At 62.5% G+C, this 20,988-nt stretch carries 23 protein-coding genes and 1 tRNA gene; 12 read left to right on the top strand and 12 right to left on the bottom strand.

Features of this window, described 5'->3' with window-relative positions:
* Positions 1–46 precede the first annotated feature (46 nt).
* Positions 47–1,744 carry a long-chain fatty acid--CoA ligase gene (locus GQ59_RS07080; RefSeq protein ID WP_037079328.1) on the bottom strand — a complete coding sequence of 566 codons (1,698 nt, stop codon included), beginning with the start codon at positions 1,742–1,744 and terminating at the stop codon, positions 47–49.
* Positions 1,745–2,019: 275 nt separating this feature from the next.
* Between GQ59_RS07080 and GQ59_RS07075 the strand changes: the two genes are divergently transcribed.
* Together GQ59_RS07075 and GQ59_RS07070 are read left to right on the top strand one after the other, a co-directional pair.
* Entirely contained in the window at positions 2,020–2,412 is a 393-nt protein-coding gene (locus GQ59_RS07075) for a PRC-barrel domain-containing protein (RefSeq protein WP_037079326.1), read from the top strand.
* 98 nt (positions 2,413–2,510) lie between these two features.
* Positions 2,511–3,623 carry a hypothetical protein gene (locus GQ59_RS07070; protein ID WP_051903856.1) on the top strand — a complete coding sequence of 371 codons (1,113 nt, stop codon included), beginning with the start codon at positions 2,511–2,513 and terminating at the stop codon, positions 3,621–3,623.
* Positions 3,624–3,629: 6 nt separating this feature from the next.
* On the opposite strand, the gene nadE is transcribed toward GQ59_RS07070, so the two are convergent.
* From nadE to GQ59_RS07055, 3 genes are read right to left on the bottom strand one after another with little or no spacing between them, the layout of a single operon-like run.
* Complete coding sequence (nadE, locus tag GQ59_RS07065) at positions 3,630–4,628, bottom strand: NAD(+) synthase (protein ID WP_051903855.1); 999 nt, start codon at positions 4,626–4,628, stop codon at positions 3,630–3,632.
* Positions 4,625–6,178 (bottom strand): class I adenylate-forming enzyme family protein, encoded by a 1,554-nt coding sequence (locus GQ59_RS07060; protein WP_037079324.1) that lies wholly within the window; start codon positions 6,176–6,178, stop codon positions 4,625–4,627. Before GQ59_RS07060 ends, nadE begins: the two co-directional genes overlap by 4 nt.
* Positions 6,179–6,188: 10 nt before the next feature.
* The gene (locus GQ59_RS07055) at positions 6,189–6,443 is read right to left on the bottom strand and encodes an acyl carrier protein (protein ID WP_037079323.1); all 255 of its coding nucleotides are present in this window, start codon (positions 6,441–6,443) and stop codon (positions 6,189–6,191) included.
* A 157-nt stretch (positions 6,444–6,600) separates the two neighbouring features.
* Between GQ59_RS07055 and xth the strand changes: the two genes are divergently transcribed.
* Complete coding sequence (xth, locus tag GQ59_RS07050) at positions 6,601–7,374, top strand: exodeoxyribonuclease III (protein WP_037079322.1); 774 nt, start codon at positions 6,601–6,603, stop codon at positions 7,372–7,374.
* On the opposite strand, the gene GQ59_RS07045 is transcribed toward xth, so the two are convergent.
* The gene (locus tag GQ59_RS07045) at positions 7,371–8,210 is read right to left on the bottom strand and encodes a GNAT family N-acetyltransferase (RefSeq protein ID WP_037079321.1); all 840 of its coding nucleotides are present in this window, start codon (positions 8,208–8,210) and stop codon (positions 7,371–7,373) included. The two genes, xth and GQ59_RS07045, sit on opposite strands and share 4 nt — an antisense overlap.
* 24 nt (positions 8,211–8,234) lie before the next feature.
* Entirely contained in the window at positions 8,235–9,185 is a 951-nt protein-coding gene (locus tag GQ59_RS07040; protein WP_037079319.1) for a D-2-hydroxyacid dehydrogenase, read from the bottom strand.
* Between the two features lie 127 nt (positions 9,186–9,312).
* Between GQ59_RS07040 and GQ59_RS07035 the strand changes: the two genes are divergently transcribed.
* Positions 9,313–10,428: an NAD(P)/FAD-dependent oxidoreductase gene (locus tag GQ59_RS07035; protein ID WP_037079317.1), complete on the top strand. Its 1,116-nt coding sequence runs from the start codon at positions 9,313–9,315 to the stop codon at positions 10,426–10,428.
* Positions 10,429–10,446: 18 nt separating this feature from the next.
* Here GQ59_RS07035 and GQ59_RS07030 read toward each other — a convergent pair whose 3' ends face one another.
* Positions 10,447–11,373, bottom strand: a complete 927-nt coding sequence (locus tag GQ59_RS07030; protein ID WP_037079316.1) for a dihydrodipicolinate synthase family protein — start codon at positions 11,371–11,373, stop codon at positions 10,447–10,449.
* Positions 11,373–12,077, bottom strand: coding sequence for a ribonuclease activity regulator RraA (locus GQ59_RS07025; protein WP_037079314.1), 705 nt, complete (start codon positions 12,075–12,077; stop codon positions 11,373–11,375). Before GQ59_RS07025 ends, GQ59_RS07030 begins: the two co-directional genes overlap by 1 nt.
* A gap of 162 nt (positions 12,078–12,239) precedes the next feature.
* On the opposite strand from GQ59_RS07025, the gene GQ59_RS07020 reads away from it, so the two are divergent.
* The 5 genes from GQ59_RS07020 to GQ59_RS07000 all read left to right on the top strand — a co-directional run bounded on the left by GQ59_RS07020 (position 12,240) and on the right by GQ59_RS07000 (position 15,732).
* On the top strand, positions 12,240–13,271 hold the full coding sequence (locus GQ59_RS07020) for a uroporphyrinogen decarboxylase family protein (RefSeq protein WP_037079312.1): 1,032 nt from the start codon (positions 12,240–12,242) through the stop codon (positions 13,269–13,271).
* 237 nt (positions 13,272–13,508) lie between these two features.
* Positions 13,509–14,216: an alpha/beta fold hydrolase gene (locus tag GQ59_RS07015; RefSeq protein WP_037079311.1), complete on the top strand. Its 708-nt coding sequence runs from the start codon at positions 13,509–13,511 to the stop codon at positions 14,214–14,216.
* A complete protein-coding gene (locus GQ59_RS07010; RefSeq protein ID WP_037079310.1) occupies positions 14,213–14,566 on the top strand; it encodes an extradiol ring-cleavage dioxygenase in 354 nt (117 codons plus the stop codon). The genes GQ59_RS07015 and GQ59_RS07010 overlap by 4 nt, the downstream gene beginning before the upstream one ends.
* Positions 14,559–15,401, top strand: coding sequence for a class III extradiol dioxygenase family protein (locus GQ59_RS07005; RefSeq protein WP_037079309.1), 843 nt, complete (start codon positions 14,559–14,561; stop codon positions 15,399–15,401). Before GQ59_RS07010 ends, GQ59_RS07005 begins: the two co-directional genes overlap by 8 nt.
* On the top strand, positions 15,391–15,732 hold the full coding sequence (locus GQ59_RS07000; RefSeq protein ID WP_244447930.1) for a YciI family protein: 342 nt from the start codon (positions 15,391–15,393) through the stop codon (positions 15,730–15,732). The genes GQ59_RS07005 and GQ59_RS07000 overlap by 11 nt, the downstream gene beginning before the upstream one ends.
* A 66-nt stretch (positions 15,733–15,798) precedes the next feature.
* Here GQ59_RS07000 and GQ59_RS06995 read toward each other — a convergent pair whose 3' ends face one another.
* On the bottom strand, positions 15,799–16,572 hold the full coding sequence (locus GQ59_RS06995) for a siderophore-interacting protein (protein WP_037079308.1): 774 nt from the start codon (positions 16,570–16,572) through the stop codon (positions 15,799–15,801).
* On the opposite strand from GQ59_RS06995, the gene GQ59_RS32320 reads away from it, so the two are divergent.
* Together GQ59_RS32320 and GQ59_RS06990 are read left to right on the top strand one after the other, a co-directional pair.
* Positions 16,556–16,708, top strand: coding sequence for a hypothetical protein (locus tag GQ59_RS32320; RefSeq protein WP_156376346.1), 153 nt, complete (start codon positions 16,556–16,558; stop codon positions 16,706–16,708). The two genes, GQ59_RS06995 and GQ59_RS32320, sit on opposite strands and share 17 nt — an antisense overlap.
* A gap of 232 nt (positions 16,709–16,940) precedes the next feature.
* A complete protein-coding gene (locus tag GQ59_RS06990; protein ID WP_037079306.1) occupies positions 16,941–17,195 on the top strand; it encodes a DUF6074 family protein in 255 nt (84 codons plus the stop codon).
* Positions 17,196–17,258: 63 nt separating this feature from the next.
* Here the strand turns inward: GQ59_RS06990 and GQ59_RS06985 are convergent.
* Together GQ59_RS06985 and GQ59_RS06980 are read right to left on the bottom strand one after the other, a co-directional pair.
* Positions 17,259–17,334, bottom strand: a tRNA-Thr gene (locus tag GQ59_RS06985).
* 130 nt (positions 17,335–17,464) lie between these two features.
* On the bottom strand, positions 17,465–18,421 hold the full coding sequence (locus tag GQ59_RS06980; protein ID WP_037079304.1) for an NAD(P)H-dependent flavin oxidoreductase: 957 nt from the start codon (positions 18,419–18,421) through the stop codon (positions 17,465–17,467).
* A 249-nt stretch (positions 18,422–18,670) separates the two neighbouring features.
* On the opposite strand from GQ59_RS06980, the gene GQ59_RS06975 reads away from it, so the two are divergent.
* On the top strand, positions 18,671–19,897 hold the full coding sequence (locus tag GQ59_RS06975; protein WP_037079302.1) for a hypothetical protein: 1,227 nt from the start codon (positions 18,671–18,673) through the stop codon (positions 19,895–19,897).
* 3 nt (positions 19,898–19,900) lie between these two features.
* Here the strand turns inward: GQ59_RS06975 and ppk2 are convergent, their stop codons facing one another.
* Positions 19,901–20,782: a polyphosphate kinase 2 gene (gene ppk2 / locus GQ59_RS06970; RefSeq protein WP_037079300.1), complete on the bottom strand. Its 882-nt coding sequence runs from the start codon at positions 20,780–20,782 to the stop codon at positions 19,901–19,903.
* Positions 20,783–20,988 lie beyond the last annotated feature (206 nt).

The following is a 20,988-nucleotide window of genomic DNA, read 5'->3' as shown; positions in this document are numbered from 1 at the left end:
GCGACCGACGCTTGGTGATCGTCTGTCGCAGCGGTGCAACGGTAGGTTAGCCACGCAACTCGCGCCGCAGGATCTTGCCGACATTGGATTTCGGCAGTTCGGTGCGGAATTCGATGAAGCGCGGGCGCTTGTAGCCGGTCAGGCTGGCCACGCAATGGGCCTTGAGGTCCGCTTCCGTCAGGTTCGGATCCTTCTTGACCACGAAGAGCTTCACGGCCTCGCCGGAATGTTCATCAGGCACGCCGATCGCCGCGCATTCCAGCACGCCGGGATGGGTCGCCACGACTTCCTCGACCTCGTTCGGATAGACGTTGAAGCCGGAGACGAGGATCATGTCCTTCTTGCGGTCGACGATCTTCGTGTAACCCTGGCGGTCCATATAGCCCATGTCGCCGGTCCGGAAAAAACCGTCTGTCGTCATCACCTTGGCGGTTTCGTCCGGTCGGTTCCAGTAGCCGGCCATCACCTGCGGGCCACGAATGCAGATCTCGCCGACATCGCCGAGTTCCACTTCGGACCCGTCGTCGTTACGGATCGAGATTTCCGTGGACGAGATGGGAAGCCCGATCATGCCGCTGAATTCGGTGGCGTCGAGCCGGTTGGCGGTGGCGACCGGCGAGGTTTCCGACAGGCCGTAACCCTCGGTAATCTGGCAGTGGGTCATCTTCAGCCAGCGTTCGGCGACCGGTCGCTGCACCGACATGCCGCCGCCGAAAACGAGGATCATCGAGGAGAAATCCAGCTTCTGGAAGTCCGGATTGTTCATCAGCGCATTGAACAGCGTGTTGAGCCCGGGGAAGACGTGGATCTTGTACTTCTGCAGTTCCTTGACGAAGGCGGGAATGTCGCGCGGATTGGCGATCAGGATATTGTGGCTGCCGGTCGCAACCCCCATCAGCGAATTCACCGTCAGCGCAAAGATATGATAGAGCGGCAGGGCGCAGACGAACTGGATCTGCTCCGGGCGCGGTTTGTTGAGGAAGGCGGTTTCCAGCCACAGGCCCATCTGTTCCTTGTTGGCGAGCAGGTTGGCATGGGTGAGGATCGCGCCCTTGGAAACGCCGGTCGTGCCGCCGGTATATTGCAGGAAGGCGATATCGCGAGGCGAGACTTCGACCGGATTCATCGTTTGCCTGGCGCCTTCCGCAATCACCTCCTTGAAGCTCCTTGCCGATGGCAGCGACCATTCCGGCACCAGCTTCTTCACCTTGCGCACGACCAGATTGACGATATGGCCCTTCAGGCCCAGCATGTCGCCCATCGTGGCGACCACGACCTGCTTAATCTCCGTCTGGGGCAAAGCCTGCTGCACGGTATGGGCAAAATTTTCGAGAACGAAAATCGTCTTGGCGCCGGCATCCTTGAGCTGGTAGGCCAGTTCGCGCGGGGTGTAGAGCGGGTTGACGTTGACGACCACCATGCCGACGCGAAGGATGCCGTAGACGATCACCGGGTTCTGGAGAATGTTCGGCAGCATCACCGCCACCCGATCGCCCTTCACAAGACCCTGGGCCTGCAGCCAGGCGCCGATCTTGCGGCTTTCCCCTTCGAGCTGACGGAATGTCAGCGACTTGCCCATGCTCGAAAAGGCGGGGCGGTCCGCATAGCGAGCGCAGCTGTCCTCGAAGAGGTCTCCGAGCGACTGATGCTGCAGCGGTGGGATCTCGGCTGGCACCGTCGGCGGATAGGAGGCGAGCCAGATCTTCGGTGGATTGGCACCGGTACGTGCGGTGACTTCGTTCATGCTGGACCTCCTCCATCGTTTTTCTTGTTGTGCCACGCTTTCCCGGCGCGTGCGGGCCAGGTCCTCCACCCTCCCGCGAACAACAGCTTATGCCATGCCGCGGCAGCATCAAGCCATCGGCACAGATTTAAACAGCTATCTAACTTTGACGTAAACGTCAATGAGGGCTTGGGAGCGATATCCGGGTGTATTTGGACCAAGAGCGGAACATCCCAAAGGGTCGGACGTTTTCCAAGGGTAACAAAATGCATGAGGAATCACAAAGGAGGCGCACAATGTTGCATCACGAACCACGAGCCGGACAGGACCCCTATGTTAAGGACACTCCGTCGCTGATCGCCAGCGACAAGGTTGAAGGGACCAAGGTCTATGGCGCCGACGGCAAGCATATCGGCTCTATCGCCCGCGTGCTTCTCGAAAAGCGCGGCGGCCGCGTCGGATATGCGGTACTGAGCTTCGGTGGCTTTCTCGGCATCGGCGACGACTATTACCCGCTCCCTTGGGAAAAGCTTCGCTACGACGAAGAGCTCGACGGCTACCGTATCGACCTGACCAAGGACCAGATCACCGGCGCCCCGCGCTACCGCGATCTGAACGACGATACCTGGTACAACGACAAAGGCCGGACGATCTACGATTATTACGGCGTTCCGCCCTACTGGATGTAACCGTTCCGCCCCCAGATACCGGAGGCTCCGCGTTGCGGGGCCTCTTTTCGTTTATTTAATTCTCCTCATGCAAAGGTCCTCGCGACAAGGGGACGGTGATGACCGGAAAGACGGAAGCGGGCACGATCCGCGATTTCGAGCGCGATGATATCGGGGCTGTAGCGCAGCTTTTCCAGGAGACGTTCCGCAAATCGAATGCGCCGTCGCCCTCATTGATCGCCTATCTGGAAGAAGCCTTTTTCGATCATCCCTGGGCTGAGCCGGATATCCGGTCCAAGGTCTTTGCGAAGGCTGATGGGAGGGTTTCCGGTTTCATCGGCGTCTTTCCGTCGCGGCTGGAACTCGATGGCCGGCCGCTCCGCGCTGCCTTCGCCGGCTCGATGATGGTCCAGAACCCGAAGGAAAATCCACTTGCCGGCGCACGCCTGCTGCGGTCCTTCCTTGCCGGCCCGCAAGATATCTCGCTGACAGAGACCGCCAATTCCACGGCGCTCGGCATGTGGCAGAAGGCCGGCAATTCGCTTGATCCCGGCTACAGCATGAACTGGCTGCGCATCCTGCGTCCGGCTTCCGCAGCGGTCGAGGTCCTGGCCAGGCGGTTACGTCCCGCGGCCCTCCTGCGTCCCTTTGGCCGGATCGCCGACCGTGGCTCGGCTATGGTCCGTATGACGCCCCTTCGGCCGGCCGAACGCAGTGCCTCGAAGATCACGTTCCGCGACGTCACAAGCGAGGAGTTCGGTAAGGCGCTCACAGCGCTTGCCTCGAATTACCCGCTTCGCCCGCGCTGGGACGACGGCTCGTTGTCATGGTTTCTAGGTCAGGCGGAAAACAAGCGGAATTTGGGTTATCCCGAATGGCGCGTCGGCTTTGCTCCCGACGGGCGACCGGTTGCGGCCTACGTCTATTTCGCCGGTCCTGGCGAGATCGGCTGGCTGCTGCAGGCGCTGTCGGTGCCGAATGCGACCGCCGACCTTGTCGACGATATGTTTGCCCACGCTTACGAATTGGGATGTTCAGGCATCCGCGGCGCCGCGCATCCATGGCTGATCCCGACGCTGATGAACCGCAAGACGATATTTTACGGCCGCTCGTTCTTTGTTGCGCAGGCGAGCGACAAGAGCCTGCTGGAGCCGATCAGGTCCGGCCAGGCGCTGATCAGCGGCCTTGCCGGAGAAAGCTGGACGCGCCTGATCGGCGACCGGTTCGACTGAGGCCTCTCAGCCGAGCATCGTCACCGGTTCGGCATGCAGATATTCCGCCACCTTGCGCTTCGAAGCGATATTGCGCCAGACGGCGTCCACCTCGTCCGGCGTCAGCCCGGCGGCGTCGCCGACCTCCTCCCGCGTTATCCCGTTGTCGAGACCGTAGAGGCAGAGATCCATCCGGTCATAGGGGAGGGAGAAATAGTATTCGTCCTGGCCCTGCGGCAGCGACCATGTGTCCGTCGTCGGGGGGCGCCGGCGGATATCGGCGGGCACGCCGAGCGCTTCCGCGAGCTGGTAGACCTGGCTCTTGTAGAGATGCGCGATCGGCTTGAAGTCCGCGGCGCCATCGCCGTTCTTGACGAAGAAGCCCTGGTCGTATTCGAGCCGGTTCGGCGTGCCGGCGACGGCAAAGTTCAGCCGGTCGGCGTGGTAATATTCGATCTGCTTGCGGGTGCGCTGTTTCATGTTGGCGGCCGCGATCATGCCGAGATAGACCTCAAGCGGCATACGATGGCGGCTCTGCTCGCCGGCCGGATTGGCGACCACCAGCCAGGAAATGTTGTAACCACGGCCGGTCAGCGCATTTTCCAGCACCACCTTGCAGCCCCAGCCTCCGCCGAATTCAGGAACGATCTGGCGGATGAAGCCGTCGCGGCGGGTATAGCAGCCGGCCGCGGCAAGCGCCGGCCCGATGTCTTCGAGAACGGTCTCGACGCCGACCGCATCCGCCAGCGCCCGGCCGAGCTTCAGGCTGTCCGGATCGGAATCATGTTCCGGCATGAAGATGCCTGTCACCTTGCCCGGACCGAGCGCGCGGGCGCAGAGAGCCGCGGTCACGCTGGAATCGATGCCGCCGGACAAGCCCAGCACCGCGCCGCGCTTGCGCAGGTCCTTCAGCACCGTCTCGCGCAGCCAGCCGCAGATGCGCTCGATCTCGGCCTCCGCATCGAGCTTCAGCGTGTCGGCCGAGAATTTCTCCGTCTTCTGAATGCGCTTCAGGCTCTGGTTCATGCGACATTCCCCTGTGTGACAGTGTGAGTTTCATCCGCGCCGAGCCGGATTTTGCCGGTCGTGGTGCGCGGCAGCGCGTCGCGGAATTCGACGCTTTTCGGTACCATGTAGTCTTCGAGCAACTGGGCGCAGTGGCGGATGATTTGTCGTTCGGCAAGCGTTACGCCGTCCTCAACCACCACATAGGCGCGGACGACCTGGCCGAAGATCGGGTCGTCGATGCCGCCAACCGCCGCCTCCTTGATGCCCGGCATCGCATAGAGCGCGCGCTCGACCTCCTGCGGGCTGACCTTTTCGCCGCGCGTCTTGATGATGTCGTCGCGCCGGCTGACGAAATAGAGAAAGCCGTCCGCATCTGCCTGGAAGAGATCCCCGGTGTGCAGCCGACTGCCGCTCGCAACCGGCGAAAGCGCGCGTACCGAGGTCAGGCCGTTGTCCCAGTAGCCGGACATCACATGCGGGCCCTCGACGACAAGTTCACCGATGGTGCCCGGAGGAGCCGGGCGTCCGTCCTCGTCGATCACGAAGGCGCTGGTGCCGGGAATGGCGCGGCCGACGGAAAGCGGCCGGCGGGAAACCTCTTCAGGCGGCAGATAGGTGGCACGCAGGCATTCGGTCTGGCCGTACATCAGAAAAAGCCGGGTGTCGGGAAAAAGCTGCTGCAACCGCTCGGAAAGAGCGGGCGGCATCGCCGCTGCGGCGCTGGTAATAGTGCGCAGATGCGGCAGGAAGCCAGGCTCCAGATCCTTCATGCCGGTAATCAGAGCGGCCATCGGCGGCACCAGCGGAAACCCGGTTGCCTTCACTTCCGCCAGGCGTTCGAGGATCTTTCGCGGAAAGGCGAAGCTCTTCTCGAGTACCAGCGTGCCGCCGGCCATCACCATCGTCACCACCTGGGTGATGCCGTAGCCGAAGGACAGCGGCAGGACGCTGAGCACGACGTCATCGGCCGTGTTGCCGAGATAGGCGACGATCGCTTCGCAGGCGGCGCCGACATTGGCGTGGGTCAGCATCACGCCCTTCGGCTGGCCGGTGGAGCCGGAAGTGTGGAGCAGCAGCGCCAGCGCTTCGGTGTTTTCGAGTTCCCTGAGCGGAACAGAAACCTCACCGCGGATCAGATCTTCGAACCGCAACCTGTAACCGGGATCGTCGCCGGCATCCGCCTGGACGACGATCGTCAGCGGCTGCCTCTTCGTCATGGCGATGGCCGCATCCACAGTTACCCGCTGGCGGTCGTGGGTGATCACCACGGAAGCCTCGGTGCTGTTTAGAATAAGAGAGAGCTTTTCCGCCTTGATCGACGGATAAAGCGGGCAAGGCACAGCGCCCGCCTTCCAGAGACCAAAGAAGCTGACCACCGCCTCATGGCCGTTGTCCAGCACCATCAGCACCCGGTCACCGGGCTTGATGCCGCCGCGGGCAAGGCTTGCGGCGAGCCGATCGGATAAGGTGTCGAGTTCCGCATAGGTCAGCCGGACGCCGCCCGCGATGAGCGCGCACTTGTCGCCGAAGCGTCTGGCGCTGTCGCGGAGCCGGGCCTCCATGCGCATCGGCGCAGCCTCAGGCCGCTGCCAGCTTGGTCGACAGGTAGCTCGTCATGTTGTCGATGCTGTCGAGGTTTTCCGGAACGATCTCCTCGTCGGCAACGGTGATGCCGTACGTCTGCTCCAGGAAGGCGATCAGTTCGAGCACGCCGGTGGAATCGATCACGCCGCTTTCGAGCAGCGACTGGTTGTTCGAAACCTCTGCGTCGGCGCGGAACAGGAAGTTCTCCGCAATGAATTCACGCACGCTATTTTCGAATGCTCCCGCCATCGCCGGCCCTCTCCGCAAACAGATTTGCCGCGCGGATGAGGCGCGGTCGGTTGAAAGGCATCTTCCGGGCTATCCCTGAATGTTTTGCTAATTTCTAAAACGCTTTTGTTGATAAGCTTAACTGCATCCAAATTCCGGCATCGACGTTGATGCTTCCATGAAGATCGCGACCTTCAATGTGAACGGCGTCAACGGTCGCCTCGATCTGCTCCTCGAATGGCTCGAGGAGGCACGGCCGGATGTCGTCTGCCTGCAGGAGCTGAAGGCGCCGCAGGAGAGATTCCCGCTACACGCAATCGAAAAGGCCGGCTACGGCGCGGTCTGGCACGGCCAGAAGAGCTGGAACGGCGTCGCCATCCTTGCCCGTGATGCCGATCCGATCGAAACGCGCCGTGGCCTGCCGGGCGATCCGGAGGACCTTCACAGCCGGTATATCGAGGCGGCGGTGCAAGGCGTGCTGGTCGCATGCCTCTACGCCCCGAACGGCAATCCCGCTCCCGGTCCGAAATTCTCCTACAAGCTTGCCTGGTACGAGCGGTTCCTGGCGCATGCCCAGGCGCTGCTGGACACTGGCGCCCCCATCGTCCTTGCCGGCGACTACAATATCATGCCGACCGATCTCGATGTCTACAAACCGGAACGATGGCGGGATGACGCGCTGTTCCGGCCGGAGGTACGAGAGGCCTTTTCCCGGCTGCAGGAACAAGGCTGGACCGACGCGATCCGCAAGCTGCACCCGGGCGAACGCATCTATACGTTCTGGGATTATTTCCGGAATGCCTGGGACCGAGACGCCGGCCTGCGGCTCGACCACCTGTTGCTCAGCCCTTCGGTCGCGAACCGGTTGCAGGCAGCCGGCGTCGATCGACATGTCCGCGGCCGCGAGCATGCCAGCGACCATGCACCGGCCTGGATCGAACTCGGCGACTAGGCCAGATCGATCGCCATCTCCGACTGGGTGAGAGTGCTTTTCCGCCAGCCGATCCGCCGCATGAAGCGGTCGATCAGGCCTTCCGGCACGTTCTCGATGATGAACAGCCTGCGGCCTGGATAACGGGCGGCGAGCGCATCGATCAGCGATCGGCCAACCCCCTGGCGGCGATGGGCGGGGTCGACGGCGAGGCCGTAAAGCCGGACATGCCTGCCCGTATCATCCAGGAGTGCAATGGCTTTGCCGTCAAACGTGAACCCCTTGAGCGGTGGTCCGGCCGTCTCGAAACTCCGGGGATCCGTTTGCCATGTGAGATCGGTATCGGCGAACCTTGCGAGCATTCCGGCAGCCTTCCCGAGATTGCATTCCTCGCCCGGCGCCACATCCGGCGCGGCAAGCTTGCGGCTGCGCCCGAAGCCGACCAGTTTTCGCGTGATGACAAATCCGAGCGACAGATAGAGATCGCGCGCCCGCTCATTGGTGTTGATCACTTCGAGGATGAGTTTCCGGTCGCCGCGCGCCTTCGCCGCCTCGATGGCATCCAGCATCACGCTGCGCCCGAAACCGCGGCCGCGAATCGTCGGCCCGATGCCGATCGCGCCGACCCGCGAAAGATCACCCCGCCGGCCGATCAGCAGAATGCCCGCCGGTTTTTCGCCGTCGAAATAGACGAAGCTCTCGTCGGGATCGACATGATCGCGTTCGATGCGCAACTGCAGCGACGGGACCGTCACGTTCATCGGCACCACATAGCCGGAAAAACCGGCGGTGAAGCCCTCAGCCGCATCTTCCAGGCTGCATTCCGACAGGCGGCGATAGGAAATGGCGGATGTCATGACCTCTCTCCCGACCTTGTCGCCTCACAGTACGTTGGACGGCGAACCCTTTTCAAAATTCTCGACATGGCTGATCACCTGTGCCCAGAGCGTCTGCATCGCCTCGTCGCTCGCCCAGGCGACATGCGGGGTGAGGATGAAGTTCGGCCGTTCCAGGATGGTCAGCAGCGGATTGTCCGGTGCCGGCGGTTCCTTGGTCAGCACGTCGAAACCGGCGCCGCCGATCAGGCCTTCGTCGAGCGCTGTCACCAGATCCGCCTCGTTCACCAGCCCGCCGCGGGCGGTGTTGATGATCAGCGGATGCCGCTTCATCTTTCGGAACTCGGGCAAGCCGATGAGGTTGCGGGTCGCGGGCGTCAGCGGCATGTGGAAGGTGATGATGTCCGACGTTTCCAGCACCTCGTCGAAGGCGGTGTAGCCGGGCTCGACCTCGTCCGCATCTTTCCGGGCCGCGAAGATCACCTTCATGCCAAAAGCTTCGGCGATCTTCGCCACCGACTTGCCGAGCGTGCCGCGCCCGAAAATTCCGAGTGTCGAACCGGCCAGATCCTTGATCGGGTGGTTGAAGAAGCAGAACTGGTTGGCGCGCTGCCATTCGCCGGCGATCACGTCCTGGCGGAAGCCGACGATCGAGCGGCGGAGGGCAAAGATCAGGCCGAACGTATGCTCCGGGACGGTATTGACCGCATACCCGCGCACGTTGGAGACGGTGATGCCACGCTCCTTGGCAAAGGCAAGATCGATCACGTCGTAACCGGTTGCGGCGACCGCGATCATCTTTAATTTCGGCGCACCGGCGATTGACTGTTCGCGCACCGGCGCCTTGTTGGTGATGACGATATCCGCGTCGGCGATGCGGGAAGCCACGTCCTCGGGCGCCGTCTTACCGTATTCCGCCCATTCATGCGCAAAGGCGGGCCGGGTGATCGTCACCGAGGGGCCGATCGTGTCGCGGTCCAGAAACACGACCTTCATCGCGAAAATTCCTGCATGATTCGAAACTCCTCCCAATCGAACTCACGGCGGCTGAAGCGCTGGCCGCGATGGATTTCTCGTATATCATCCCGCCTGTCATCCGGAAGGCCAAAGTGCGGAGAATGTCATGAGTGAGGTGCTGGCGCTCGACTGCGTCGTCATCGGCGGCGGCGTGGTAGGGCTTGCAGTCGGCCGCGAACTGGCGATGGCTGGCCGCGACGTCGTGGTTCTCGAAGCCGAGCCGATGACTGGCTGCATTACCTCTTCCCGCAACAGCGAGGTCATCCATGCCGGGCTCTACTACCCGACCGGCAGCCTGAAGGCCGAACTCTGCGTCGCCGGCAGACAGAAGCTCTACGACTACTGCCGAGACCGCCACATCCCGCACAAGCGATGCGGAAAGCTGGTCGTCGCGTCGAACGAGGCCGAAGTCGCCTATCTCGAAAAACTGCTGAAACAGGCGGAAGCCAACGGTGTCGACGATTGCCGGCTGATCGACAGCGCCGAACTTGCCTGCCTCGAGCCGCACATCGCCGGTTTTGCCGCGCTCGTCTCCCCTTCGACCGGCATCATCGACAGCCATCGGCTGATGGAAGCCTATATTGCCGACATCGAAGCCCATGGCGGCAGCGTCGTGCTGAATTCGCCCGTCCTTGGTGGCGAGCTTCTGGCCGATGCCGTGCGGCTTTCGATCGGTGGTCGCGATCCCGTGGAGATCGAGGCGAAACTGGTGGTAAATGCAGCCGGGCTGAGTGCCTGGACGATCTCCGAGGGCATGCTCGGCCTCGACTGCAAAACGATTCCCGAGCGCCACTACGCAAAAGGCTGTTACTTCTCATTGACCGGCCGCGCGCCGGCGGAACGGCTGATCTACCCGGTCCCGGAGACCGGCGGGCTCGGAGTCCACCTGACCCTCGATCTCGCCGGCCAGGCACGGTTCGGCCCGGATGTCGAATGGGTCGAGACAATCGATTACGACGTCGATCCCCACCGCGCTGAAAAATTCTATGGAGCGATCCGTCGCTACTGGCCAAATCTGCCGGACGGCGCACTGCAGCCTGCCTATTCGGGCATGCGACCGAAAGTGGCCGGTCCGAACGGGGGAGGGGCCGGCGACTTTGTCATTCAGGGGCCTGAAGCGACCGGGCACCCGGCCTATGCCGCGCTCTACGGTATTGAAAGCCCTGGCCTCACCGCCTCCTTGGCGATCGCGGGAAGGGTGGCGCGCCTGGCCTCGCGATGAGGCCAGGAGCTTGCCGCCTCAAAACGCCGCGCGCTTGTCGTGCTTGGCGAGACGAGTGAGCAGATAGTCAACTTCGGCCTTAGCGGCCGCGGAGAGCATCTGCGCCGGCTTGCGCTGCGCATCCGATATAATGATGCCGCGCCGTCTCAGCACGTGCTTGCGGATCGCAAGACCGATGCCGGCCTGCTGTTCGTAGCGGATCAGCGGCAGATGCGCATCGAACAGGTCATGCGCCTCGTCGCGCCTGCCGGCAGCGAAGAGGTTGACCAGTTCCGTCAGCATGTCGGGGAAACCGTAGCCGGTCATCGCGCCGTCCGCGCCGCGTTCCGGTTCGAAATCGAGGAACATGCCACCATTGCCACAGAGGATCGAGAACGGACGCAGTTCGCCGGCCTTCTGCATGGCGCGCAGCTTCGAGACCTTTTCCAGCCCCGGCCAGTCCTCGTGCTTCAGCATCAGGCAGGACGGGTGGTTGGTGATGATCCTGGCGATCACGCCCGGCGACATGACGACGGTCAGCGTCAGCGGATAATCCTGCAGCACCCAAGGCACATCTTCGCCGACCGCTTCGACGGCGCCGGCGAAATAGTTGACGATCTGGTCGTCGGTGCGCAGCGCCGGCGTCGGGGCGATCATCACGCCCGCGGCCCCCATGTCCATCGCGTCGCGGGCGAGCGAGCGCATGCCTGCAAAGCCGGGCGCCGAGACGCCGACGATGATCGGCACCTTCGCCCGCGAGACGACGCGCTTGATGATGGCGCGGCTTTCGTCCGGCTCCATCTTGGGCGCCTCGCCCATGATCCCGAGAATGGTGATGCCGGTGCAGCCGCTCTCCTCGTAGAAATCCGTCAACCGATCGATGGAGTTGAAATCGATCGATCCGTCTTCGAAGAACGGCGTGGTGGCGATGGCGTAGACGCCTTTGGATTCGATTCCGAAGGTCATTACTGGGCGTCCTTCCAAGCCTGGTAGCGGGCTTTCGTTTCTGCATTCATCGGATAGAGGCCCGGAAGCGGCACGCCGCGGTCCACTTCGGTCATGATCCAGCCTTCCATGCGTTCCTGTTCCGGCGCCTCGGCGAGGACCGCATCGAGCAGCTTGGCCGGGATCAGCACTGCGCCGTCCTCGTCCACCACGACGATATCATCCGGGAAAACGGCAACGCCGCCGCAGGAGATCGGCTCCTGCCAGCCGACGAAGGTGAGGCCGGCGACCGAAGGCGGGGCAGCGATGCCGTCGCACCAGACCTTCATGCCGCTGCCGAGCACGCCTTCAGCGTCACGCATCACACCATCGGTCACAAGCCCTGCCACGCCGCGCTTGGCCATGCGGTAGCACAGAATATCGCCAAAAATGCCGGCATCGGTGACGCCGAGCGCACCCGCGACCGCGACGCAGCCTTCCGGCATCGCCTCGATCGCCGCGCGGGTGGAGATCGGCGAGGCCCAGCTTTCCGGCGTCGCGAGATCCTCGCGGGCGGGCACGAAACGCAGTGTGAAGGCCGGTCCGACGATGCGGCCCTGGCCCGGCTTCAGCGGCTTGGTGCCGCGCATCCAGACATTGCGCAGGCCCTTCTTCAAAAGCACCGTGGTCAGCGTGGCGGTGGAGACGCCTTTCAGCGTCTCGATGATCTTGGGGTCCAGCGGCATGAATTCTCCTTGGGATTCTTGAATGACGCCTTCGCAGACGGCGGGCGATATTCGGTCGCGACTTCTCGTTCGTCAAGGAACTAACGCCCCGCCGTCATTGACACGACCGCCGTCTGTCGAGGTATAACGTCTTTCAACACTGACACATGGGAGGATGAGACAGTGCTTTTTCCAACGACCCTTGTCGGCAGTTATCCACAGCCGGAATGGCTGATCGACCGCGCCAAGCTTGCGGGCCGTTTCCCGCCGCGCGTCCGTGCCAGGGAACTCTGGCGCATCCCTCAGGAATACCTCGCCGAAGCGCAGAATGACGCGACGATCATGGCGATCAAGGCGCAGGAGGAAGCTGGCCTCGACATCATCACCGATGGAGAAATCCGCCGCGAAAGTTATTCGAACCGCTTTGCGACCGCGCTCGAAGGCGTCGATCTCGACAATCCGGGCTCGGCGCTCGATCGTTCCGGCCACCCGAACCCCGTGCCACGGATTACCGGCAAGATCCGCCGCAAGCACGCAGTCGAGGCCGAGGACGTGAAATTCCTGCGCAGCCACACGGACCGCAAGATCAAGATCACCGTTCCCGGCCCCTTCACCATGTCGCAGCAGGCCCAGAACGATTTCTACAAGTCGGAAGAGGAAGCCGTCTACGATTATGCCGACGCGGTGAATGCCGAAATCCGCGATCTCTTCGCCGCCGGTGCCGACGTAGTGCAGATCGACGAGCCATACATGCAGGCCCGCCCGCAGAAGGCCGAGCAATACGGCCTTGCCGCACTCAACCGGGCGCTTGACGGCGTCAAGGGTACGACCGCCGTGCACATCTGCTTCGGTTATGCGGCCATCATCCACGAGCGGCCGTCAGGTTATTCCTTCCTGACCCAACTTTCGGGCTGTTCCTGTCATCAGGTATCGCTCGAAACCGCACAGTCGAACCTCGATTGCTCGACGCTGACCGGCCTTTCCGGCAAGACGCTGATGCTCGGCGTCATCGACCTCTCCGACATGAATATCGAGACTCCGGAAACGGTCGCCGACCGCATCCGCCGGGCGCTGCCCTATGTGGAGGCGAAGAACATTATCGTCGCGCCCGATTGCGGCATGAAATACCTGCCCCGTGAGGTCGCCTTCGGCAAGATGAAGGCGATGGTCGAGGGTGCCAAGATCATGCGCCGGGAATTCGGCGAGGCTGCCTGACTTCCATTCGAGTGCCTGAACAATAAGGGCGATTGCTGCGGCAATCGCCCTTTTGTTTTGTGGTATGGGCAGCACGACTTGAAAATTTGTATCCCAAATAGACAGATTTTGATCATAAGTAGCTTTCAAATCGGTGTATTGTATCCTGAATAAAATTGATGTATACATTGGGCCAGAGAATTTTCGGCTTGCGATTGGGGCGATCTGCCCCACACAGGCTGGTCCGACAGGAAGATCATGACGACCCTTGTTCTCATACCCGGGCTTGTATCGGACGCCATCGTCTGGGCGCCCTTGGCAGAAGCGGTGTCTGGCGTCATGCCGGTTCATCACGCCGATCTCTCCGGCGGCATATCGATCACCGGAATGTCCCGAACGCTTCTCGACGAGACGGCTGGCGATATCGTTGCTGTCGGTCACTCGATGGGCGGCCGCGTCGCCCTGGAAATGGCTCGCATGGCGCCGGACCGGGTTCGCGGTCTCGTGCTGGCCAACACCGGGCATCATCCGAAGCGCGAAGGCGAGGAAGTCAAGCGTCAGCAGATGATCGATCTCGGCAACCGCAGCATCGATGAACTTGCGCAGCAATGGCTGCCGCCGATGCTCGACCCGGCCCGTGTCGACGACAGAGAACTGATCGATACCCTGCGTGCCATGGTCCTTAGAGCCGGTTCCGAAATACACGAGCGCCAGATCCGCGCGCTTATCGGCCGGCCGGACGCGAGCGCCTATATCGCCGATCTTCGTTGTCCTGTCCTGCTTGTCGCCGCTCGCCAGGATGGCTGGAGCCCGATCGCCCAGCACCAGGAAATCGCCGCCGCAGCGCCGGATGCAGAACTCGTCATCATCGAAAATGCCGGGCACTTCGCTCCCCTCGAACGACCCGTGGAAACGACCGCCGCCATCACCGAATGGCTGGCGCGCAGATTTGGAGAATCCCAATGAGTGAAGTAGCAGCCACGATACCGGATACCCCGCTCTTCGACCGGGCAGGCTCGATCCGCGGCTACCGGATCAACAAGATGGCGATGGCGCTTGGCCAGCCCGCCAACCGCGCAGCCTTCAAAGCCGATGAAGAGGCCTATCTCGACAGTTTCGGCCTGAGCGCCCACGAGAAGTCTGCGGTCATGGGCCGAGACTGGCACGAGATGGTGCGCCTTGGCGGCAATCTGTTCTTCATCCTGAAGATTTCCGCGGTGGATCCGACCCCGATCACCAGGATCGGTGCGGCCCAGGCCAGTATGGAACACGAAGACTTCCTGCATCTGCGGCTGGGGAAAAAGCGCAATGGCTAAGATCATCGGTGGGCTCGGAACGAGCCACGTTCCTTCGATCGGTGCCGCGCTCGACAAGGGGCTGCGCGACACGCCGGACTGGAAGCCGTTCTTCGACGGTTACGAAGTCGGCAAGCAGTGGATGCGGGACGCCAAGCCCGATATTGCCGTCGTCGTCTTCAACGATCACGGCAATACCTTCTTCCTCGACCGGGTGCCGACCTTCGCCGTCGGGGTTGCCGAAACCTACAATCCGGTCGACGAAGGCTGGGGGCCGCGCGCCATCCCGGCATTCGAAGGGGCAGTGGATTTCTCCTGGCATTTCGTCGACAAGCTGGTCGAGCGGCATTTCGACCCGATGGTCTGCCGCGAGATCGAGGTGGATCACGGCCTGCAGGTGCCGATGGAGCTGTTTTTCGGCCGGCCGGAAGCCTGGCCGGTGAAGGTCCTGCCGATCTGGGTCAACACCATCCAGTATCCGATCCCGACGCCGCAGCGCTGCTGGGACATGGGCACAGTTCTGCGCGAAGCGATCGAAAGCTGGCCGGGCGACGAACGCGTCGTCATCCTCGGCACCGGCGGCCTGTCACATCAACTGCAGGGTGCCCGCGCCGGATTCATCAACCAGGCAGCGGACCGCGCCTGGCTGGACGGCATCGCCAACAATCCGGAACCCTATCGCGCCATGAGCCGCGAGGACTATGTCGAACAGTTCGGTTCAGAAGGCGCCGAGTTGATCATGTGGCTCGTCATGCGTGCCGCGATGAACAGCGACGTCAACCTCATCCACAAGCACTACCATGCCCCGGCCTCGATGACCGGCGCCGGCATGGTCGTCTTGGAAAATGCGGCCTGATCCGATGTTCTTCCTGATGCGCTGCCTGCACCATGAAGGCCAGGACGCCGCCCGCGATACCCATCGCCCGTCACACCGGGCTTGGGTCCAGTCGGGCGGAGAAGGCCTCGCTGCGGTCCTGATCGGCTCCGCCCTCGTCGATGACGGTGGCTCGGCGATCGGCAATTTTGGTATCCTCGAGGCTGCGAGCTTTGAGGAGGCGCAGGCTTTTGCGCAAGGCGATCCCTTCAATCGCGCCGGGATCGTTTCGGCGATCGAGCTCACACAACTGCCCGACACGTTCCAGACGGCCCGCATCAGCGATCCGATGACCCCGCGAAAGCACCGCTGATCCCATTCGAGCATTGAAAAGGCCGCGCCCATCCAAGCCAGGATGGCGCGGCCTTTTGTTTTTGGTTCAGTCCCCGATCGTCTCGTGGGCATCCGCCTTGCCCTCGGCCCAATATCCGGCGGCCTTGATCCAGGCGAGCGGATATCCGCGCTTTTCGACCAGATGGGCGCGAGCGGCACGGGCGACCGAGGCTTCGGCGGCGATCCAGACGAAGGTCTCGGGCTCAAGTGCGATCGTATCGAGGACGGAGATCAGTCCGGAGGCATCCGTGGCGCGGGAAAGGGGGCGGTGTATCCAGATCGTCTCGAGCGACGCCCGCGTCTCGAAGACCTGTTCCTCTTCAGGCCCTGTGACCAGCCCGATACTCGTGATCACGGCGTCTTCGCCTGCCTCTTCGATGCGGCGGCCCATCGCCGGAAGCCCGGTCTCGTCACCGACAAGCAGCCAGCGTTTCACGCCGGAGATGACGGCCGAACCGCGCGGGCCGCCGATCGACAACGTGCTGCCGGGCACGGCATCGAGCGCCCATCGCGTGGCGGGACCGGCATCGTGGACGGCGAAATCGAGCACCAGGGACCTGGCGTCCTGGTCATACCGCCGGGGCGTATAGTCGCGACGCTCGGGTTCGCCGGCGTCGATCGGCAGGAATATCTTGACGTGGTCGTCCGGCGCAGCGCTGACGAAATCCGAAAGATCCTCGCCGGTGAGCGTGATGCGCAGCATCTGCGGCGTGATGCGCTCGACGGTTTCGACCGTCAGCACGCGACGCTTGAGTTCGTGACGGATGCGCTCGATCCTGGGAGCGAAGGAAGTCTGGTCCTGGGTGGTAAGGTCGTTCATCTGTGTCCTTTCACGGGCTGCCGATATCGACCTGCCGGACACGACCGCGCAGATCGAAACCGGCAATGCCCGGTCGATCAGCGCGTTGAGTGACGTTAACGCTTACGTGCGAAGCCTTGCGGCACTCGCAGTGTGAACTCAAGTTAGGCGGGCAAAGCCCGGACGGCAAGGGTTGGCAGCGCCAACTCGGGTAATTTTGCCAGTTGGGAAACTGCGGAGAGCTCCTGTCAAGAGCGCCGTCCCCGCAGCGATGGCCTCGACATCCACCTTCCCTGCACCAGATACCTCCAGTCGTTCAGCCTTTGTGAAGGACTGGCGGCCAATGTGCTGCGATCCCTGGGCGATTCGCCCGACCTTATGGAGATGGCATGACGCTGCTGCAATTCCCCGCCGACCGGCGCACCGCTGACGTAAAACGTTGCGCCGAAGCGCTTCTACGGCTTCACGGCGAACAGGCGAATCGTTTCTGGCGATCGGAAATGGCCGGTTTCGCGGCAACTCTCAGAGCTCAGGGCGTGGCAGACGAGGAAATCTCCCGCCAGGCCGGCCTGTTCATGCACGCCGTCCAGATGCAGCTCCAAAGCGATTGCCTGGACGACGAAACGAGCCTTGTGGCGGGTTGACGCCCGCCGGCCTTCGCGCCGAGATATCGGCGACGCAGGCGCTGGGAAGAATTGGAAGATAAGTGGTGCCGCTTGCAGGACTCGAACCTGCGACCCCATCATTACGAATGATGTGCTCTACCACCTGAGCTAAAGCGGCACGGGCAGCGACCGGTTTGGCCGGGCTGCGAGTGATGCGGCTGATACAGGCAATGACCTGCGATTTCAAGCCGGGTTTTGGGCTTCTCGACGATTTTCCTGGAAAGACGGTTATTATCCGGCCCCGCAGTTCAAACTGCGAGGCGCTCGCGTGCCGCCCGGTATTCGCTTTCCAGCCGGTCGACGAGTTCCGCGACCGGAACCACCGCCTTGACTGCGCCGACGCCCTGGCCTGCCCCCCAGATCTCCTTCCAGGCCTTCGGCCCGCTGACCGCCTGGTCGAAATCCATCTTGGACGGATCGGCGACCGGAAGGGCGTCCGGGTCCATGCCGGTGGCGGTGATGGAACCCTTGAGATAGTTGCCGTGAATGCCGGTAAAATAGTTGGAGTAGACGACGTCGGCAGCATTCGAATCGACGATCATCTGCTTGTAGCCATCGACGGCGCGCGCCTCCTTCGTGGCGATGAAGGGCGAGCCGATATAGGCCATGTCGGCGCCCATGGCCTGGGCGGCAAGGATGCCGCCGCCGGTGGCGATAGCCCCGGCGAGCAGCAGCGGCCCGTCGAACCATTCCCGGATTTCCTGCACCAGCGCGAAAGGCGACAGCGTGCCGGCATGCCCGCCGGCGCCGGCAGCGACCGCAATCAGTCCGTCGGCGCCCTTGCGGATCGCCGAATTGGCGTGGCGGTTGTTGATGATGTCGTGCAGCACGATGCCGCCATAGGAATGCACGGCGGCATTCACCTCCGGCACGGCGCCGAGCGAGGAAATGACGATCGGCACCTTGTATTTCACGCACATCATCAGGTCGTGCTCCAGGCGCTTGTTGGAGGTATGGACGATCTGATTGACGGCAAAGGGAGCGGCAGGCCTGGCGGGATTGGCGGCGTTATAGCTGGCGAGATCCTCCGTGATCATGGCCAGCCATTCGTCGAGCTGGCTTTCCGGCCGCGCATTGAGGGCGGGGAAGGCGCCGACGACGCCGGCCTTGCATTGCGCCAGCGTCAGTTCCGGATGGGAAATGATGAACAGCGGCGACGCGACCACGGGCAGGCGGAGCCTGTCCTTGAGGACTGCTGGAAGCATGGATCAAAAACCTCCCGATTGACCTTTACGCAAACGTAAATCCGTCTACCAGATCGCGGCAGGCTCGAAAAGCCGGTGGAAAGATTTTCGCAGCAGATCTTCGCGACGTCCGGCGAAAGCCCCCCGACATATCCTGTCCTTATTTTTGGCCATGGTGCAGTCGAAGGCGGTGCTTGCAGTTCCGCGGCGGAGAGGTTACCGAAACGTAAACTCCCGCGCAGTGGGAATGAGAATGAAGAAGGACCGGCAGTGAGCGGTTTGGAAACGGCCATCAGAAACGCACTGGATCGCTCGAACCGGGCGGACCGGGAGATCCGGGCGCGTATTTATCAGTCGGCGCGCCAGGCACTGGACGCCGGCCTTCGCAAGCAAGGCGTTACCGACCGGCTGATCATCATGCAGCAGCATGAACTCCTGGAACGTAAGATCCACGAGATCGAGATGGCGGAAGTCGAGCGCCTGGCCGAACCGGCGCCGGAACCCTCCGTCGAACTCGATCCGGAACAGCCATATGCGGCAGAACCCATGGCCGTGGAGTCTCCGGTCATGGAGGCTCGGCTGCGGCCGGATGCGCCGCAACGGCAGGCACCACCTTCACCTGCCGCGCCGTCCATCGATACCGTTTCGGGTGAGACGCGCGCTCCATCCGCTGCTGCGATGTCCTCCGGCGATCTCGGTGGCGTCAGCCCCGCGCGAGGCGCGCGGATCGAAGCCGAGCCTTTCCAGCCGGAACCGCCGGCGAAAGAGGCAAAGCCGGGCAAGCCGAACAGGAACGCCCGCCCGTCCTCCGATAGCGGACTGGACGTTCCCCCGGAACGGGCCGCCAAACCGCGAAAGCGTCGCGGTTTCCTGTCGCATCTGCTGACCTGGGTCGTCACCCTTGGCGTGGTCGGCGGTGCCTGCTGGTGGTTCTATCAATCCGGCCTGGTGCAATCGATCGTCGAGGAAGCCATGAAGTCGGCCGACCGCTCGGCCGCCGGCCAGGGGGTGGGAGGCCCGGTCGCATTCGATCCGCGCCGCGGCTTCTCGGATGAATGGGTGGAAATCTTCGTTCCCTCCAAGGCGGCGGAAATGAAAGCCGGCGGCCAGGCGAAAGTCGAGGCGGTGGCCGCATCGGAAGGGCAGGCCGTCCGCATTGCATCGGCGACGTCCGGCGACGGGGGCGACGTCTCGGTCGAAGTGCCGCCGGAAGTGCTGCGCGAAATGGCCGGCAAGAGTTCGACGGTAGCCCTGACCCTGCAGTCGGGGCAGAACAGTTCCGTGCAACTGTCGGTCCGCTGCGATTTCGGAAGCCTTGGCAACTGCAGCCGTCATCGCTTCACGGCAACCCAGGAGAAGCTGGAGGCGCTCTTCCGGGTGACCTTCGAGCGGTCGCTCGCCCCCAACCGGCCCGGCCGCCTGATCTTCAACAGCGGCATCGACGGCGCGGACCGGGCGGTGCTGCTCTATTCGGTGCGCATCCTGCCCGGCCAATGACCTTTATCGGAGGAACTTCGGGCCGAAACCGAAGATCTTGTCGTCGATCTCGCCGATAGCGTCCTTGTCCTTGCCCTCGTAGTCGAGCGACAGCAGGATATGGCGAATGAGGTTGAGGCGGGCACGGCGCTTGTCGTTGGCCCGCACGACGGCCCATGGTGTCTCCTTGTTGTGGGTCCTTTCAAGCATCGCGTCGCGTTTCTCGGTGTAGTCGTCCCACTTGTTGAACGCGGCGATATCCATCGGAGACAGTTTCCAGATCTTGAGCGGATCGTGCCGCCGGTCATGGAAACGCTTGAGCTGCATCTCGCGGCCGATATCCAGCCAGAACTTGAAGAAGATGATGCCTTCGTCGGAAATCGTGTCCTCGAAGCGCGGAACCGCCTTCATGAAGTCCTTGTACTGTTCCGGCGTGCAGAAACCCATCACCGGCTCGACCCCGGCGCGGTTGTACCAGGAGCGGTCGAAGAGCACGATCTCCCCGGATGTCGGGAAATGCGAGATGTAGCGCTGGAAATACCATTGGCCGGCCTCGGTCTCCGTCGGTTTGTTGAGCGCCACCACGCGGGCCGAACGCGGGTTGAGATAGGCATTGATCGAAAAGATTGTGCCGCCCTTGCCGGCCGCATCGCGGCCCTCGAAAAGCGCCATCATCCGCTTGCCGGTCGCCTTCAGCCAGAACTGCACCTTGACGAGTTCGACCTGCAGCTTTTCGAGCTGCTTGGCGTATTTGTCCTTGTCGAGCTTGTCGTCATGGGGATATCCGCCGGAGCCGAGGGCATGTTCCTCGATCCAGGCCGGCAGGACCGGATCGTCGATATCGAACTGCTTGAGCTTGCCGTTGATGTCGATGCTGACTGCCCGGCTTTCGGTTTTATCCGCCATGATGGTGCTTCCTCCGATCGATCCGCCATACGAGGCGGTAGCCGATATGTAACGCAAGTTAGAAATTCCGCTACTCTCCGGATAGCGCCAATTTTCCAATATCCCAACGGAAGCGATGTATATCTGTCATGCAAGGGATATATGAGCGCGTGTTCAACCTGTGGAAGCTGCGAGTCTGTCTGTGGAGTCGGTATTGGAGAAATGGC

The sequence above is a fragment of the Neorhizobium vignae genome (assembly GCF_000732195.1).
Classification (GTDB): Bacteria; Pseudomonadota; Alphaproteobacteria; order Rhizobiales; family Rhizobiaceae; genus Neorhizobium; species Neorhizobium vignae.
The sequence above is the reverse complement of the archived record's forward strand: the minus strand, read 5'-3'. Positions and strand labels throughout refer to the sequence as shown.